13 protein-coding genes are annotated in these 17,331 nt (G+C 39.7%); 8 read left to right on the forward strand and 5 right to left on the reverse strand.

Annotation, left to right across the window (positions count from 1 at the left end; all coding sequences use genetic code 11):
• Positions 1-2: 2 nt before the first annotated feature.
• The 4 genes from ACZ41C_RS06510 to ACZ41C_RS06525 all read right to left on the reverse strand — a co-directional run bounded on the left by ACZ41C_RS06510 (position 3) and on the right by ACZ41C_RS06525 (position 2,919).
• Positions 3-470, reverse strand: coding sequence for an IPExxxVDY family protein (locus ACZ41C_RS06510; RefSeq protein ID WP_138256785.1), 468 nt, complete (start codon positions 468-470; stop codon positions 3-5).
• A gap of 117 nt (positions 471-587) precedes the next feature.
• Entirely contained in the window at positions 588-1,319 is a 732-nt protein-coding gene (gene rnc, locus ACZ41C_RS06515) for a ribonuclease III (protein ID WP_138256784.1), read from the reverse strand.
• 7 nt (positions 1,320-1,326) lie between these two features.
• Positions 1,327-2,577 carry a beta-ketoacyl-ACP synthase II gene (gene fabF, locus ACZ41C_RS06520; protein WP_138256783.1) on the reverse strand — a complete coding sequence of 417 codons (1,251 nt, stop codon included), beginning with the start codon at positions 2,575-2,577 and terminating at the stop codon, positions 1,327-1,329.
• A gap of 108 nt (positions 2,578-2,685) precedes the next feature.
• Positions 2,686-2,919, reverse strand: coding sequence for an acyl carrier protein (locus tag ACZ41C_RS06525; protein ID WP_047247024.1), 234 nt, complete (start codon positions 2,917-2,919; stop codon positions 2,686-2,688).
• A gap of 260 nt (positions 2,920-3,179) precedes the next feature.
• Between ACZ41C_RS06525 and purN the strand changes: the two genes are divergently transcribed.
• From purN to ACZ41C_RS06545, 4 genes are all read left to right on the forward strand, one after another.
• Positions 3,180-3,758 carry a phosphoribosylglycinamide formyltransferase gene (gene purN, locus ACZ41C_RS06530; RefSeq protein WP_272635992.1) on the forward strand — a complete coding sequence of 193 codons (579 nt, stop codon included), beginning with the start codon at positions 3,180-3,182 and terminating at the stop codon, positions 3,756-3,758.
• A 42-nt stretch (positions 3,759-3,800) separates the two neighbouring features.
• The gene (locus tag ACZ41C_RS06535; RefSeq protein WP_464564995.1) at positions 3,801-4,436 is read left to right on the forward strand and encodes a ribonuclease H1 domain-containing protein; all 636 of its coding nucleotides are present in this window, start codon (positions 3,801-3,803) and stop codon (positions 4,434-4,436) included.
• An 89-nt stretch (positions 4,437-4,525) separates the two neighbouring features.
• Positions 4,526-5,452: a PfkB family carbohydrate kinase gene (locus ACZ41C_RS06540; RefSeq protein ID WP_464564996.1), complete on the forward strand. Its 927-nt coding sequence runs from the start codon at positions 4,526-4,528 to the stop codon at positions 5,450-5,452.
• 41 nt (positions 5,453-5,493) lie between these two features.
• The gene (locus ACZ41C_RS06545) at positions 5,494-7,392 is read left to right on the forward strand and encodes an amidophosphoribosyltransferase (protein ID WP_464564997.1); all 1,899 of its coding nucleotides are present in this window, start codon (positions 5,494-5,496) and stop codon (positions 7,390-7,392) included.
• A 649-nt stretch (positions 7,393-8,041) separates the two neighbouring features.
• Here ACZ41C_RS06545 and ACZ41C_RS06550 read toward each other — a convergent pair.
• Positions 8,042-8,650 (reverse strand): superoxide dismutase, encoded by a 609-nt coding sequence (locus ACZ41C_RS06550; protein WP_138256778.1) that lies wholly within the window; start codon positions 8,648-8,650, stop codon positions 8,042-8,044.
• A 120-nt stretch (positions 8,651-8,770) separates the two neighbouring features.
• Here ACZ41C_RS06550 and ACZ41C_RS06555 point away from each other — a divergent pair, with 120 nt between their 5' ends.
• The 4 genes from ACZ41C_RS06555 to ACZ41C_RS06570 all read left to right on the forward strand — a co-directional run bounded on the left by ACZ41C_RS06555 (position 8,771) and on the right by ACZ41C_RS06570 (position 17,330).
• Positions 8,771-11,866 carry a UvrD-helicase domain-containing protein gene (locus ACZ41C_RS06555; RefSeq protein WP_464564998.1) on the forward strand — a complete coding sequence of 1,032 codons (3,096 nt, stop codon included), beginning with the start codon at positions 8,771-8,773 and terminating at the stop codon, positions 11,864-11,866.
• A gap of 1 nt (position 11,867) precedes the next feature.
• Complete coding sequence (gene kbl, locus ACZ41C_RS06560; protein ID WP_464564999.1) at positions 11,868-13,061, forward strand: glycine C-acetyltransferase; 1,194 nt, start codon at positions 11,868-11,870, stop codon at positions 13,059-13,061.
• Positions 13,062-13,173: 112 nt separating this feature from the next.
• Positions 13,174-14,514: an OmpA family protein gene (locus ACZ41C_RS06565; RefSeq protein ID WP_138256775.1), complete on the forward strand. Its 1,341-nt coding sequence runs from the start codon at positions 13,174-13,176 to the stop codon at positions 14,512-14,514.
• A 50-nt stretch (positions 14,515-14,564) separates the two neighbouring features.
• Positions 14,565-17,330, forward strand: coding sequence for a PD-(D/E)XK nuclease family protein (locus ACZ41C_RS06570; RefSeq protein ID WP_464565000.1), 2,766 nt, complete (start codon positions 14,565-14,567; stop codon positions 17,328-17,330).
• The last annotated feature ends 1 nt before the right edge of the window (position 17,331 follow it).

Raw genomic sequence — 17,331 nt, forward strand, 5'->3', positions numbered from 1 at the left:
TATTAAAAAATTAAATTATTTCTAGATTTTAGTTTGTTTATATCTACCTCGTAGGCGGCCATTATCTTAGGAATGCCCAAAAGGGTTTTTGTTATTTTACTGCTATCCACTGTATCCTCATCTCCCTCTATTTTCAGGAAATAATCCACCTCTTTAAGCTCCGGGATCAAACGGGGAGTGGAATAGGTTGTTTCGTACTGAAACAGGTCATTGTTGGTTACCAACTCTTTTTTCGCGCTTTGATTGGAAACGAGCACCCAATACCTGTAATTTAACTCATCTTCCCAATCATAATACGGGAAGGACCTATTTTCCGATAAATCAAAATCCGCCTTGCCTCTTTTAAAATTCGAATTCAGTATACGGTTTAATCCGTAGGCAATGGCATAATCCTCCAAAGTGCTATGCAAAGCGACTAAAAGAAAGGATTCATCAAAAAAATCATCTTTTATTTTATACACTGCCGACATACACACTCAAAAACGGTAAATATAGAACTATTAAAGAATAAAGCCTAACGGCTAAATAAGTTTAAGATGTAGTTTTGGTTACGAAAACGTTAGCGTTTTGTTGTAATCCTAACGCTTTTATTTCATTCTATCCTGTAGTGCAAAAAATGCCCTTTTGGATGCTCTTTCCTCAGCTTTCTTTTTAGAGGTAGCCCTTGCCTTGGCCACTACATTATCATTTATGGAAAGCTTTACGGCAAAGTGTTTTAACGAATCGTTCCCAGTGTCCTCGTAAACATTAAAATTAAATGATTTTTTTTGCTTTTGGCACCACTCAATGATCAAACTTTTATAGCTTATGACCTTTCCCTCCAACTGTTCGATATCCACATACGGCTCTATGACCCTTGTATTTATGAACTTTTCACAGTATTTATAGCCCCTATCCAAGTAAATAGCGCCAATCAATGCCTCGAATACGTTTCCATGTATATTTTCCCCAAAATGCGATTTTGGAATCCTACTTTCTACATACTTGATCAGGTCCAAATCCTTTCCCAATTCGTTCAGGTGTTCCCTGCTTACTATCTTGGATCGCATTTTGGTCAGATACCCTTCATCACCTTCCGGAACTTCATTGTATAAATGTTTGGAGATAATGGTTCCCAGCATCGAATCCCCCAAAAACTCCAACCGTTCATAGTTCATTGGGTTCCCATTTTCATCCTTTTGGTTCATTGATCGGTGCAAAAAGGCCTTTTTATAATAAACCAAATGCTTGGGTTTAAATCCCAAAATCCTCTTTAGTCCTAAAAAAAAATCCCCATCCTGTTTAGAATGGGAATTGAATATATTTTTAGGAAAGGTCATAAAGGTCTTAGTCTATTTTTTTAAAGACAACACAAGCATTATGCCCCCCAAATCCAAAGGTGTTGCTCATGGCAACCCTAACATCCCTTTTTTGGGCCTTGTTGAGCGTTAGGTTTAGACTAGGATCTATATTTTCATCTATCGTTGTATGGTTGATAGTGGGCGGAACCATGCCATGCTCCATGGCCAGAATGGAGGCAATGGCCTCTATGGCACCCGCGGCTCCCAATAAATGCCCAGTCATGGACTTTGTAGAATTGATATTTATATTCTTGGCATGTTCCCCAAATACTTCCGATATGGCCTTCAACTCGGCGACATCCCCTAAGGGTGTAGAAGTACCATGGGTATTAATGGCATCCACTTCCTCGATGCCCATACCAGCATCGCGAAGGCAGTTTTCCATTACCTTAACCACACCGATACCATCTGGATGTGGAGCGGTCATGTGATAGGCATCACTGGATAGTCCCCCTCCTGCAACTTCGGCATATATTTTTGCACCCCTTGCTTTGGCATGTTCATACTCCTCAAGTATCAATGCTCCTGCGCCTTCGCCAAGGACAAAACCGTCCCTAGTAGCATCGAAGGGTCTTGAGGCCGTTTCCGGACTATCGTTTCGTGTAGAAAGTGCGTGCATGGCACCAAAACCGCCCATACCTGCAATGGTTACGGCAGCCTCGCTTCCTCCAGATACGATGACATCACAATGGCCCAGACGTATGTAGTTGAGAGCGTCTATCAAAGCATTTGCAGAGGATGCACATGCTGAAACCGTTGTATAATTTGGTCCCATAAAACCATGTTTGATGGAAATATGTCCGGGAGCAATATCCGCAATCATTTTGGGTATAAAGAAAGGGTTAAACCTTGGTGTTCCATCCCCTTGGGCAAAATTCATTACCTCATTTTGAAAGGTCTCCAAACCACCAATGCCGGCACCCCAAATGACCCCGGTGCGGAATTTGTCCAGTTTGTCCAGATCTAATCCAGAATCCTTTATGGCCTCATCCGAAGAAATAAGCGCATACTGTGCAAATCTGTCCAGTTTACGTCCTTCCTTACGATCAAAATAATCCTCTGTATTGTAGTTTTTTAGTTCGCAGGCGAATTTTACCTTAAATTTTTCAGTGTCATAATATGTGATGGGCGCGGACCCACTTTTACCATTAACAAGACCGTTCCAATACTCCTCAATATTGTTACCGATTGGGGTAAGAGCACCCAATCCAGTAACGACAACTCGCTTTAATTGCATTGAACTTTTTTTTAGTTTAGAAATAAACTGAAGGTAAATTAAAAAAAATTATCCATGCGGAGCATTTACCACATGGATAATTTAAATTCTGTTTAAGAAATCATCAAATTACTTTGCTTCTTCTATATAGCTAATGGCTTGGCCAACTGTTGCGATGTTCTCAGCTTGATCATCAGGGATTTGAATATCGAATTCCTTTTCGAACTCCATAATCAACTCAACAGTATCCAATGAATCTGCCCCTAAATCGTTCGTAAAGCTAGCTTCTGATACCACCTCGTTTTCGTCAACTCCTAATTTATCAACAATGATAGCTTTAACTCTTGATGCAATGTCTGACATAATAATATTGGTTTTAAAAATTTAAATTGAAGGCAAAAATATAAAACTTTGGATTAATTACACTAATTGTCGTTAAAATGTAAGGTAATTTAAGAAAATAAAAATCATACTTCCTTGTATAAAACCATAAATTTTTCTTCCGAAAACGATGTACCCTCTAACGTCATTTATGAACAAAACCTTGGTGCTTACTTTATTTCTGTTTTCTTTTGCCCTTAAATTCTCAGAATTCTTCCATCCTAACCTTAAAACAAGAACCATTGGACGTTAAAAAAATAGTACTATTTGCATCGGGTTCCGGCTCCAATGTGGAAAATATTGTCCGTTATTTTGATAAGAATGACAACGTACAGATTGAGGCGGTATTTACGAATAAACGGAATGCCCAAGTATTGGACAGGTGTAACAGGTTGAACGTTAACGCTATATACTTTAATAGACATTCTTTCCTTGGGGGTGATTTTGTATTGAACATCCTAAAGGGAATACAACCGGACCTAATCGTTCTTGCTGGTTTTCTTTGGAAGATTCCTGAGGACATGGTTGATGCCTTTCCCAATAAAATCATAAACATCCACCCCGCCCTATTGCCCAAATACGGGGGTAAGGGAATGTATGGCATGAACGTACATACTGCGGTAAAGGAAAATAAGGAAACAGAAACAGGCATAACGATTCATTATGTAAATGCCCAATACGATGAAGGTGCGGTCATAAAACAAGTAAAAACCGTAATTTTTGCGAATGATAGCCCAGCGAATATAGCGGAAAAAGTGCACCATTTGGAGTATGAACATTTTCCAAAGGTGATTGAAGATATCTTAAAAACACAGAACTGATTCAGATTTCCGCCTTCGCGGAAATGAAAAAACAGGTTTCCTATGGGTAAAAAACAAAAGTTCTACACGGTTTGGAAGGGCAAACGACCCGGAATCTATGAGACTTGGGAAGATTGCAAGGCTGCCATCAACGGGGCAAAAGGGGCGGAATACAAATCATTTGAAACGTTTGATTTGGCAAAAAAAGCCTTCAACGGAAATTTTGCTGATTTTAAAGGGAATAAAAAAGGCGCAACTGAGCTGTCCCCGGCCGAACTTCTTAAAATAGGCCAGCCCAATTATCATTCCATTTCCGTAGATGCCGCATCCAGTGGAAATCCCGGAATCATGGAATACCAAGGTGTGGATACAAAAACCAAGAAGAAACTATTTAAACAAGGGCCTTTTGAACAAGGAACCAATAATATTGGGGAGTTTTTGGCCATTGTTCATGGCCTGGCCTTTCTAAAGGAACGGAATAGTGACAGAATAATCTATACCGATTCCCGTACAGCGATGAGTTGGGTACGAAAGAAAAAATGCAATACAAATTTGTCCCAAAACCCTAAAAACAAAGCCTTGTTCGACCTGATACGAAGGGCGGAAAATTGGTTGAACACAAACTCCTACAAAACGCCCATTGTAAAATGGGAAACCAAGGCATGGGGCGAAATTCCTGCAGATTTTGGACGAAAGTAACTTTTGATAAGTATTCAAAATTGTGCTTGCCTTTAAACCACAATTCAGTTGGCAAATCCGTATATTTGCACTTCATTTTTAACTACGGTATGGGCAAGCTTTTAATAGTAGGTACGGTCGCATTCGATGCCATTGAAACACCTTTTGGCAAAACGGACAAAATTTTGGGAGGAGCTGCTACTTTTATTGGTCTTGCAGCTTCACAATTCGATGTGGATGCTGCCATCGTTTCTGTAGTTGGGGAAGACTTTCCCAAGGAGTATCTGGACCTATTGGAAGAAAGGAAAATTGACATTTCGGCTCTTGAGGTAGTCAAGGGAGGTAAAACTTTTTTTTGGAAAGGCAAGTACCACAACGACCTTAATTCTAGGGATACTTTGGTAACGGAACTCAATGTTTTGGCAGATTTCAATCCTATTGTCCCAGATGGTTTCAAAGACTCCGATGTGGTTATGCTGGGAAATCTACACCCAAATATCCAAATGGGTGTAATTAATCAGATGGAAAAACGACCAAAGCTCATCATTTTGGATACCATGAATTTTTGGATGGACCATACTTTGCCAGAATTGACCGAAGTAATCAAAAAAATAGATGTGCTGACCATCAACGATGAGGAAGCAAGACAGCTAACCGGTGAATACTCTTTGGTCAAGGCCGCACAGAAAATCTTTGAAATGGGTCCAGATTATGTTGTCATTAAAAAGGGTGAACACGGAGCTTTGCTTTTTCATGAGGAACAAGTGTTCTTTGCCCCGGCTTTACCGCTCGAAGATGTTTTTGACCCCACGGGTGCCGGTGACACCTTTGCCGGAGGATTTTCGGGTTACTTAGCGGCATCGGAAGATTTTACCTTTGAAAATTTGAAAAAAGCCATAATCCATGGTTCCAACCTCGCATCGTTCTCCGTTGAAAAATTTGGTACGGAACGGATGTTGGACCTGGAAAGGGATGAAATAAATATAAGGTTACATCAATTTAAGGCACTAACACAGTTTGAAATTGAACTGCAATAACCCCACGCCCCTCTCTTGGGGTTTTTTTAATACTAAAACCAATGAGTGACGCTATTAAGCACGAGTGTGGCATCTCGGTCATAAGACTACTCAAGCCGCTTGAATATTATAAGGAAAAATATGGGTCCGCCTTTTATGGGGTAAACAAGATGTACCTCATGATGGAAAAGCAGCATAACCGTGGCCAGGACGGTGCGGGTTTTGCCAGCATAAAGTTGGATGTGGAAGCGGGTCAACGATATATGAGTAGGGTGCGTTCCTGTCAACAACAACCTATCCAGGATATTTTTGCCCAAATAAACGAACGAATCAATAGGGAACTTAAGGAAAATCCGGAATACGAAAATGATGTCGCACTACAAAAAAAGAACATTCCATATATAGGAGAACTATTATTGGGGCATGTTCGCTATGGCACTTTTGGAAAGAACAGTATAGAAAGTGTACATCCTTTTTTGAGGCAAAACAACTGGATGCATCGAAACCTCATCGTTGCCGGAAACTTTAACCTCACCAACGTACACGAGCTGTTCAACAATTTGGTACAATTGGGCCAACACCCAAAGGAAATGGCGGACACGGTTACCGTCATGGAAAAAATAGGCCACTTTTTGGACGATGCCGTTGCCAAACTTTACAAACAAATAAAAAAGGAAGGTTTCAGCAAGCAGGAAGCGTCCCCTATCATAGCAGAAAGGCTAAAGGTTTCAAAAATATTAAAAAGGGCCGCCAAGAATTTTGACGGTGGTTTTGCCATGGCAGGTCTTCTGGGCCATGGAGATGCTTTTGTTCTAAGAGATCCCGCCGGAATTAGGCCAGCCTATTATTATATGGACGATGAGATTGTGGTGGTTGCTTCGGAGAGACCGGCCATACAAACGGTCTTTAACGTTCCATTTGAAGAGGTTAAGGAATTGGAGCCGGGCAATGCCATTATCGTAAAAAAGAACGGCACCACAAGAATCAAACAAATCTTGGAACCAAGGGAAAGAAAGGCATGCTCCTTTGAACGCATTTACTTTTCCAGGGGAAGTGACAAGGAAATCTATCAGGAGCGAAAAATGTTGGGCAAACTGGTATTCCCCCAAATCCTCAAGGCCATAGACCACGACCTCAAGAATACCGTTTTTTCCTATATCCCAAATACGGCGGAAACTTCGTTCTTTGGAATGGTAAAAGAGGCCCAAAACTATCTAAATAAGAAAAAGGAAGAGCAAATTCTTGCCATCGGTGCAAAAATCACCAGTGAGGAGCTACATGAAATTCTTGAGGTAAGGCCCAGAATTGAGAAGGTTGCCATCAAGGATGCCAAACTTAGGACGTTTATAACCCAGGATGACAGTAGGGATGACTTGGTTGCCCATGTCTATGACATTTCCTATGGCTCCGTAAAAGAAGGGGACAACCTAGTGATTATAGACGACAGTATTGTGAGAGGTACTACTTTGAAGAAAAGTATCTTAAAGATTTTGGATAGGCTGTCTCCAAAGAAAATCATTATTGTTTCTTCAGCCCCCCAAATTAGGTATCCCGACTGTTACGGAATCGATATGGCGAAACTTGAGGATTTTATAGCCTTTAGGGCGGCACTTGCTTTGCATGAGGAGAATAACACCATGCATGTGATTAAGGAGGTCTATCAAAAATGTATTGACCAAGTGAAGTCAAAAGACAGCGATATCATAAATTATGTGAAGGAGATTTATGCCCCTTTTAGTGCCGAACAAATATCCCATAAGATTGGACAGCTATTAAGCCCGATTGATATAAAGGCCGAAGTTCAAATCATCTATCAAGGAATATCCGGTCTCCATGAAGCGTGTCCTAAAAATCTGGGAGATTGGTACTTTACTGGAAATTATCCTACACCTGGGGGAAACAGAGTCGTAAACAGGGCTTTCATCAATTTTTATGAGGGTAGAAACGAAAGAGCCTATTAAAAAAAACAGAACCGTTTAACCTGAAACCTATGCGTTTCATCGACAAAATATGCATTTCGTCGATGTAATAGTTTTTAGGGTAGGACTAAACTTAATTTTAAACTTGCCATAGCATAAGTAGGTTAAGTTCATGGTAAGATTTGGGGCAAAAAAGGTGGAGATTCTCCACCTTTTTTATTTTCTTCCGTTTACATACGTACAACTTTCCCTTACTGTAGGATAATAACACAGCTTAGGTATTTCAACTAAGGTTTACGCCGTTCAACCAATTCCTTTTATTTCTGCGTTTCTTGCTTATATCTTTGGAGAACCATAGCATAAGTAGGTTAAGTTCATGGTAAGATTTGGGGAAAAAAGGTGGAGCTTTGCTCCGCCTTTTTTATTTCATAAAATTGGAAGATGCATACCCCACAAGAAATCAGGCTCCTATAAAAAGAAAATAAATTTTTTTAACAATTCTTTTTTTATTTCCCACAATACCAGTAATTTAGTTTTGCCATAGCATAAGTAGGTTAAGTTTATGGTAAGATTTGGGACGAAAAGGGTGGAGGCTTCTCCGCCCTTTTCTATTATTGAAAGCATAAAAAAACCGCTTTGGAACTATTTCCATAGCGGTTTTTAAAGTTTTAATAAATTGAAAGGTACCTAGTTATTTATTCTTGGAATACAATTTTGAAACCTCGTCCCAATTTATGATGTTAAAAAACGCGTCAATGTACTCAGGGCGTTTGTTCTGATAGTTTAAATAATAGGCGTGTTCCCAAACATCCAAACCTAAGATTGGATATCCACCACAACCTACACCCGGCATTATTGGGTTGTCCTGATTGGGGGTCGAGCAGATTTCGAGCTTTCCACCTTTATGCACACAGAGCCAAGCCCAACCGGACCCAAACCTAGTTCCTGCGGCATCGCTGAATTTTTCCTTAAAGGTATCGAAGGAGCCAAAGGCATCGTCTATGGCCTTGGCCAAATCCCCGGATGGGGTTCCTCCACCCTTTGGGGACAGAATGGTCCAAAACAAAGCATGGTTGTAAAAACCTCCCCCATTATTTCGAACCGCCATGTTGTTCATATCCAAATTGGTCAAAATATCCTCAATAGATTTGCTGCTCAAATCGGTACCCTCAATGGCCGCATTAAGCTTGGAGGTATATCCGTTATGATGTTTTGTATGATGTATTTCCATTGTCCTAGCATCTATATGTGGTTCTAAAGCCTCATAAGCATAGGGCAAGTTCGGTAATTGAAAAGCCATAATTTTTTGTTTTTAGATTAATAATTGTAGTTATTCAAAATTAAGGATTTTAACATTTATATTAACCCAATTATTTGTTAAGAACTGTGCCATAATCCTTATTTTGCAAGTAAAAATTAGGTGCAGGAAAGTACGTTCAAGATATATAACGCTTCGGCAGGTTCAGGCAAGACCTATGCTCTTTCAAAAGCCTACCTAAAAATAGTTCTTTCAAGTCCGTATAGTTTCAAAAGAATTCTGGCCATTACCTTCACCAACAAGGCGGTGAATGAAATGAAGTTCAGAATTCTGGATAGCCTCTATTCTTTTTCAAAAATCCATTCTTTGAAGGATTCGCCCCCGCTCTTTCTTGAACTTATGGATGCCCTACAATTGAGCGTTGAAGGTTTAAGGGATTTATGTAGACTCCGTTTAAAGGAAATTTTACATAACTACGCCTTTTTTGATATTTCAACCATAGACAAATTTACCCACAGGGTCATAAGAACCTTTGCACGAGACCTAAAACTACCGCAAAACTTTGAAGTGGTTTTGGATATGGACTTGCTATTATCTGAGGCCGTGGCAAGGGTCTTGGCAAAAGCAGGCGAAGACCAAGAGCTTACCAAAATCCTGATGGACTTTGCCATGGAAAAAATTGATGATGACAAAAGTTGGGATATAGGCTACGACCTACTAAAAATTGGCAAACTACTACAGGACGAAACGAATACATTCCATATACAAGGTTTTGGGAATAAGAGCCTATCTGATTTTTTAAGTTTACAAAAACATTTAAAATCACTCATAAGGCTAACGGAAAAGGATATCAATGATTTGGCCGAAGAAACACTTGCCTATATAGGCTCAAGTGGGGTTGAAGAATCAGATTTTCCCAGACAAACGCTTCCAAACCACTTCAGGAAGATTTTGGACGGTACCCAAAGTCCTTCCCTACTCTATAACAACAATCTTGAGGGTAATCTCGTGGAAGGCAAAATCCTAAAGGTAGGTGTTGAGAATCCATCGGAGGATTTTGCCCAAACTATCTTACGGAATTATTTGACCATCAAGGAGAAAATTTACCAGCGAGGGTTTTTATTAAATTTATACGGCAACCTGGTTCCCCTAACACTTTTGAATTCCATAGAAAACGAAATAAAGAATATACAAAGGGAAAAGGAACAGCTTTCCATTTCAGAATTCAACCGGATAATCTCCGAGGAAATAAAGAATCAACCCGCTCCGTTCATTTATGAACGGTTGGGCGAAAAGTACCGCCATTATTTTATAGACGAGTTTCAGGATACCTCAGAAATGCAATGGAACAACCTGGTTCCATTGATTGCCAACGCCTTGGAAGGAAAGGATGATCAGGGAAGGTCTGGGTCACTTTTCTTGGTAGGGGATGCTAAACAGGCGATTTACCGATGGCGTGGTGGTCACGCCGAGCAATTCTTGGATTTGGCTACCAAGAAAAACAATCCGTTCTCCATTACAGGAGAAACCCACCAACTACCAAGAAATTATAGGAGCCAGGACGAAATCATTAAATTCAACAATACATTTTTCCAGAATGTTGGTACGCTATTGGAAAATGATGTATACCGGGATTTTTTTATAGCTGGAAATAAGCAGGAATCCAACGATAATCCGGGAGGATATGTTAAACTAAGTTTCTTGCAGGAAGAGGATGACACTGCCTATGCGGATAAGGTTATGGAAGCTATTGACCAATCCCTTCAAGCGGGGTTCAACTACGGTGATATTTGTGTCTTGGTCCGAAAAAAGAAGCACGGGGTAATACTAACCGACTTCCTAATGTCCAAATCCGTTCCCGTAATTTCTTCGGATTCCCTTTTGGTGTCCAGCAGTCCAAAAGTTCACTTCCTAGTTTCATTGGTCAAGTTCATGTTGATGACCGATGACCTTGAAAACAATTATTCGATTCTTGAATATTTGTCCGATTCAAAAGAAGACACCCATGATTTCATCCATCTGCATTTGAACGACCTTTCGTTCTATCTAACTACAGAACATAATTTTAATATGGATATCCTTAGGGGCAGGTCGCTTATGGATTCCATGGAGCATGCCATAAAGGTTTTTGACCTGGTGCCAACTTCTGACGCACACCTGCTGGCATTTATGGATTTTGTCTTTGAGATGGAACAGAAACATGGCACGGATGCCCAAGCTTTCTTGAACAATTGGGAGGTCAAATCCAATTCGCTGAGCATCAGCACGCCAGAGGATTCCATGGCCGTGCAGGTTATGACCATCCACAAATCCAAGGGACTGGAGTTTCCTGTGGTCATTTTTCCGTATGCGAACACCAATATATTTGAGGAAATAGACCCAAAACTTTGGATTCCCGTAGATCGGGATGTTTTTATGGGTTTTGAAGAGCTGCTCATCAGCAAAAAACAGGAAATTAAAAATTATGGGAAACTAGGTGCCAAGCTTTTTGATGAAGAACATCAAAGAATACAATTGGATGCTTTTAACCTATTGTATGTGGTCCTTACAAGAGCGGTTAATTCCTTGTATGTCATAAGCTGTAAGGATTTGAGAAAGGATGGCAGTTATAAAACCGAGTATTTTTCAGGACTGTTCCTAAAGTATCTATCCGATTTGGGTATTTGGAAGGAGGACTTATTGGAATATGAATTCGGGGAGCTCTGGAAGACTAAAAAATTAAAAATTGGGCAAGGAAATAAATGGACGGTTCCCTACCTTTACACGTACAAAAATCGCGAAGCCTTTAAAATACATACCAAAGCAGGCATGCTTTGGGACACCGATAGGGAGATTGCATTGGAACAAGGAAACGTATACCATCACATTCTTGAAAATGTAATAACTACGGAAGATTTGGAACCTGCCTTGAAAAGTGCCTTGAACAAAGGAGTTCTTAGTGATTCCACATTTGAAAAGGTACGTGAAACCCTGATAAAATTGATACATCATCCCGTACTAGGCAAGTTTTACTCGGAAGGCTTTACCATTTATAATGAAAAGGAGCTACTCATTTCCAACGGTACCATTTTAATTCCGGATCGGGTTGTACTGAAAGGGAACTCGGTAGATATTATTGATTATAAAACAGGAAGAAAAAACAATAAATACAAGGAGCAATTGGAATCCTATTCCAAGGCTTACCAAGAGATGGGATATACCGTTCAAAATAAAATCATTGCTTATATTAACGAGGAGATAATTGTAGACTATATATAATATGTACGGAAAAATAAGAGAACATTTACAGGCAGAATTAAACCAGATAAGGGAAGATGGCCTTTTCAAAAAGGAACGGATCATCGTTTCCCCACAGGACGCGGTTATCAAAATTTCGACCGGGGAAGAGGTAATAAATTTTTGCGCCAATAATTATTTGGGGCTGTCCTCGCATCCAGACATCATAAAGGCGGCCAAGGATACGTTGGACACACATGGTTTTGGAATGTCATCCGTGAGATTCATTTGCGGAACCCAGGACATTCATAAGGAATTGGAGCGTAAAATCGCTGAATTCTATGGTACAGAAGATACAATTTTATATGCCGCGGCTTTCGACGCCAATGGCGGGGTATTTGAACCGCTCCTAGGACCCGAAGATGCCATAATATCGGATTCCCTTAACCATGCCTCCATTATTGATGGGGTGCGATTGTGCAAAGCACAGCGGTACAGGTATGCCAATAGCGATATGGAAGATCTTGAAGAACAGCTCAAAAAGGCCAATGAAAATGGCGCCCGATTTAAAATCATTGTTACCGATGGTGTTTTTTCCATGGACGGCCTAGTAGCACCATTGTATAAAATTTGCGATCTGGCCGATGCCTATGATGCCATGGTCATGATAGACGAATGCCACGCCGCAGGTTTCATCGGTCCCAAGGGTATTGGAACCTTGGAAGAAAAAAATGTAATGGGTAGAATCGATATTATCACCGGAACCTTGGGCAAGGCTTTGGGTGGAGCCATGGGCGGATACACCACCGGGAAAAAAGAGATCATAGAGATTTTAAGACAGCGTTCAAGGCCTTATCTTTTTTCAAATTCCTTGGCACCGGCCATTGTAGGCGCTTCCATTAAAGTCTTCGACATGTTGGCCAAGGATACTTCCTTGAGGGATAAACTCCAATCCAATACCGATTATTTCAAGAGCGGAATGAAAAAAGCGGGCTTTGACATTATTGACGGGGATTCCGCCATTGTTCCTGTCATGTTATATGATGCCAAGCTTTCACAGCAAATGGCCGAAAAACTTCTGGAAGAAGGTATTTACGTTATTGGTTTCTTTTATCCAGTGGTCCCTAAAGGAAAGGCACGAATAAGGGTGCAATTATCCGCAGCTCATGAAAAGGAACATCTGGATAAGGCAATCAATGCCTTTATCAAGGTAGGCAAGGCGCTGAATGTCGTTTAAATGCGCATTTTATACTATTAAATGAGTTAAAAAAACAAGAAATTGATTTTGTTAATAATATTTAACAACTTACATTTGCAGCTAATAAACACTTAAACTTAAAAATTTGAACATGAAACATCTTAGCAAATTATTAGTTGTTGTCCTACTTGTTGTAGGTTTTAACAACATACAAGCGCAAGACGAGAATAATCCTTGGCAAGTGCAATTCGGGGCAAACGCCATCGATGTATATCCAACTGGTGACGTTAGCTCTTTTGGTAATGAATTCTTTAATGTAAACGACCATTGGAACATTCTTCCTTCTATTTCTTACATAGGGGTGTCTAAAAGTATTGGTGATGGTTTTTCTATTGGAGCTAGAGGTTCCTTAAACAAAATCAGCAAATTAGGTGATGTAAGCGTTGATGATCTTTCTCACTATGCTATAGATGGTACAATAAAATATAATTTTACCAAAGAAACTGTTATCCAACCTTTTATTGAAGTTGGTGGTGGTTACACTTGGGTTGATGAGATTGGTGCCGGTACTGTGAATGGTGGTTTGGGACTTAATTTCTGGTTTACTGAAAACCTAGGCCTTACCTTGCAGTCTACTTACAAGCATGCCTTCGAGGATTATGGCGTTAAACATTTTCAACACCTAGCTGGTATCTCCGTTAAATTTGGTGGAACTGATACCGATGGCGATGGTGTGTACGACAAGGATGATGCCTGTCCAGAAGTTGCTGGTTTAGAAGCTTTCAACGGTTGTCCAGATTCTGACGGTGACGGAATCGAGGATAGCAAAGATAGCTGCCCTAACGAAGCTGGTTCTAAAGAAATGAATGGATGTCCTGATGCTGACGGAGATGGTGTAGCCGATAAAGATGATGCTTGTCCTAACGAAGCCGGTTTAGCATCTTTGGCTGGTTGTCCTGATGCTGACGGAGATGGTGTAGCCGATAAAGATGACGAGTGTCCTAACGAAGCTGGTCCATCTGAGAACAATGGATGTCCATGGCCAGATACAGACGGTGATAGTGTTCTTGACAAAGACGATCAGTGTCCAGAAGTGGCAGGTACTGTAGCAAACGCTGGATGTCCAGAAGTTACTGAAGAAGTACAAAAACAATTGAACGACTACGCTAGAACTATTTTGTTCGATACTGGTAAGTCTTCCATCAAAGCTGAGTCTACTTCTGTAATGGTTGATATCATACAAATTTTGAACGAATACCCAACTGCTAAATTTACAGTTGAAGGTCACACTGACAGTGTTGGTAGTGCTAAATTGAACCAAAGTCTTTCTGAATCCAGAGCTCTTTCCGTAAAAGAATTCTTGGTTGACAAAGGAATTGAAGAGTTCAGATTATCGGCTGTTGGATATGGTGAGGACAAGCCAATCGCTACTAATAATACTGCTGCTGGTAGAGCCCAAAACAGAAGGGTTGAAATTAACTTAGTAAAATAAGTTATCCCATATAAACATTAAGTGTTTTAATACATGAAAAGCTCCGCATAATGCGGAGCTTTTTTATTTTTACATCTATGGTAAGCTTTTTGGAAGAAGTAATTGAAGAACTATGCAATGATCAGGTTGCTATAGAAAAATGCATCTATATACTTCCAAGCAAAAGAGCGGGTACCTTTCTAAAAAAAATAATATCTAGGAAGGTAGGTAAAACCATAATTTCGCCAGACATATTCAGTATAGAAGGATTCATTGAAAAAATAGCTAGTCTGTCCTATGCTTCTCAGACAGAACAACTTTTCGAATTATATAAGGCCTACTTAGAAGTTGGATCGTATGAAAAGGAAAGCTTCGAGTCCTATTTAAATTGGGCACAAACGTTATTACAAGATATTAATGAAATCGATAGGTATCTTATTGATACTTCGTCTCTCTTTTCTGGATTGGCGGCAATACAAGAGGTGAATCACTGGTCCCTTGATAAAGAGCAGACTTCCTTAATGAAAAGTTACCTGCATTTTTGGAATCAGCTTCATGGCATTTACAAAGCATATAATTCGAACTTACTGGCCAAACAAATAGGGCATCAAGGGCTTGTATACCGAAAAGCTTCGGAGATGACTTCCCAATATGCCCTAAATGAAAAAAGACCACACATTTTTCTTGGCTTTAATGCCTTAAACACGGCCGAAAGTAGCATCATTCAGGAAATTCTAAATGACCCTAATTCCAAAATCTTCTGGGACCTTGACGAGTACTTTCTTAAGGACAAATTGCATGACGCCGGACATTTCATAAGAAAACATGTAACGGACTGGAAATATTTAAGTGCAAACCACCTCAGGGGCATTAGCAATCACTATCTGAAAAATAAAAAAATATCTGTAGTGGGAACGCCTAAGAACATAGCACAGACAAAACTTGTAGGGCAATTAGTAAATCAAATAGCAAGTGAAAATCCAGATCAATTAAAGAAGTCTGCAGTTGTTCTGGGTGATGAATCCCTCTTAAATCCACTACTGAATAGTATACCGGAATCCATCAGTGCCGTGAATATTACAATGGGACAAAAATTGGAGTTATCTGGGTTAGCCTCCTTTTTCCTGAACCTTATAGATTTTCACCTCTTAAGATCAAAAAAAGGTTGGTTCTACAAGGATTTCACTTCATTCCTAAACAACCCCTTTACCGCAATAGTTTTAGAAAAGTACAATATTAAAATAGGGGAATTGACCACTCATATCCATAAAAAAAATTGGATATACATTACTGAAAATGATTTCGCGAAATTCCCGAAAGTAGATGAACAAAAACTCTCAAAACTATTTTTCCAGTATGAATCCCCCACTCAATTTGTTCATCAATGCAACTTACTCATTCACGATTTCAAGTGGGTTTTTGACAACAAGATCGACTATTTGGGATTGGAACAATTGTACAAATTACATACGCTGTTCAATCAAATAATGGAACTGATACAGGAGTATGCCTACCTGAATTCATTAAAAAGTATAAAAAGTCTATTCAGGCAATTACTTGCCTCAGAAACCTTGGATTTTCAGGGTGACCCTTTAGATGGCCTTCAAATTATGGGGATGCTGGAGAGTAGAAATTTGGATTTTGAAACGGTAATCCTGACCTCCGTAAATGAAGGCATTCTTCCTTCGGGCAAATCCAATAATTCATTCATTCCCTTTGATCTGAAAATTGAATTCGGTCTGCCAACCTATAAGGAAAAGGATGCGGTATACACCTATCACTTTTATCGGTTATTGCAACGGGCTAAAAACGTTTATTTGTTATACAACACGGAACCCGATGTACTGGAAGGAGGTGAAAAAAGTAGGTTGATAACGCAAATACTAACGGATGGAAATAGACGGGATGTAATAGAAAAAATAGCATCTCCCAATATTGGGGAATTTACCGTACCACCAAAAATGGTCCATAAGACACCTAGCCTTATGGATTTATTGCAAAGTTATGCCCAAAAGGGATTTTCTCCCAGTTCATTAAGTAATTATATTAGAAATCCAATAGATTTTTATAAACAGAATCTATTAGGCATTCAGGATAATGAAGAGGTAGAAGAGAATATAGCTGCGAACACCATGGGTACCATCATCCACGACACGCTTGAAGAACTCTATACACCTTTCCTAGACAAAGAAATAGACCGCGAACAACTTATCAAGTCAAAGGATTCCATAGAATCCATCGTGCATAAAAACTTTCAGAAATCCTATATGGATGGCGCCTATGACAGTGGAAAAAATCTAATTGCCTATAATGTAGTGGTCCGGTATATAGAGAATTTCTTGGACCATGAAATTGAAGCGCTTGCATCGCACAGGATTAAAATTATAGGGTTGGAACGAAAACTATATCTGGAAATTATCCTTCCCAACTCCAACCAGAAAGTAGTACTCAAGGGAAAACTTGACAGAATAGATTTATGCGACGGCGTGACCCGTATTATAGACTACAAAACAGGAAAGGTAGAAAAGCGCCATATTGAGATAATCGATTGGCAAAATCTCACCGAATCCTATGACTGCGCCAAGGCATTTCAACTACTCTGTTATTCGTATATGTTTCTGGCCGAAAACCCCCTGGAGAATATACATGCGGGCATATACAGCATCAAAAATCTAAAGGACGGCCTGATGCTCTTTTACAAAAAATCATCTACCCGAGATTCAAAAAAGAATCCTAATATAGGCAAAGAGGTCATCCTTGAATTTGAAAAATTGTTGTTTCAATTGATAGAAGAAATCCTGAACCCTGATATCCCGTTTTTGGAAAAAGTAGTGTAAT

The organism is Maribacter sp. C-4077 (assembly GCF_055378385.1).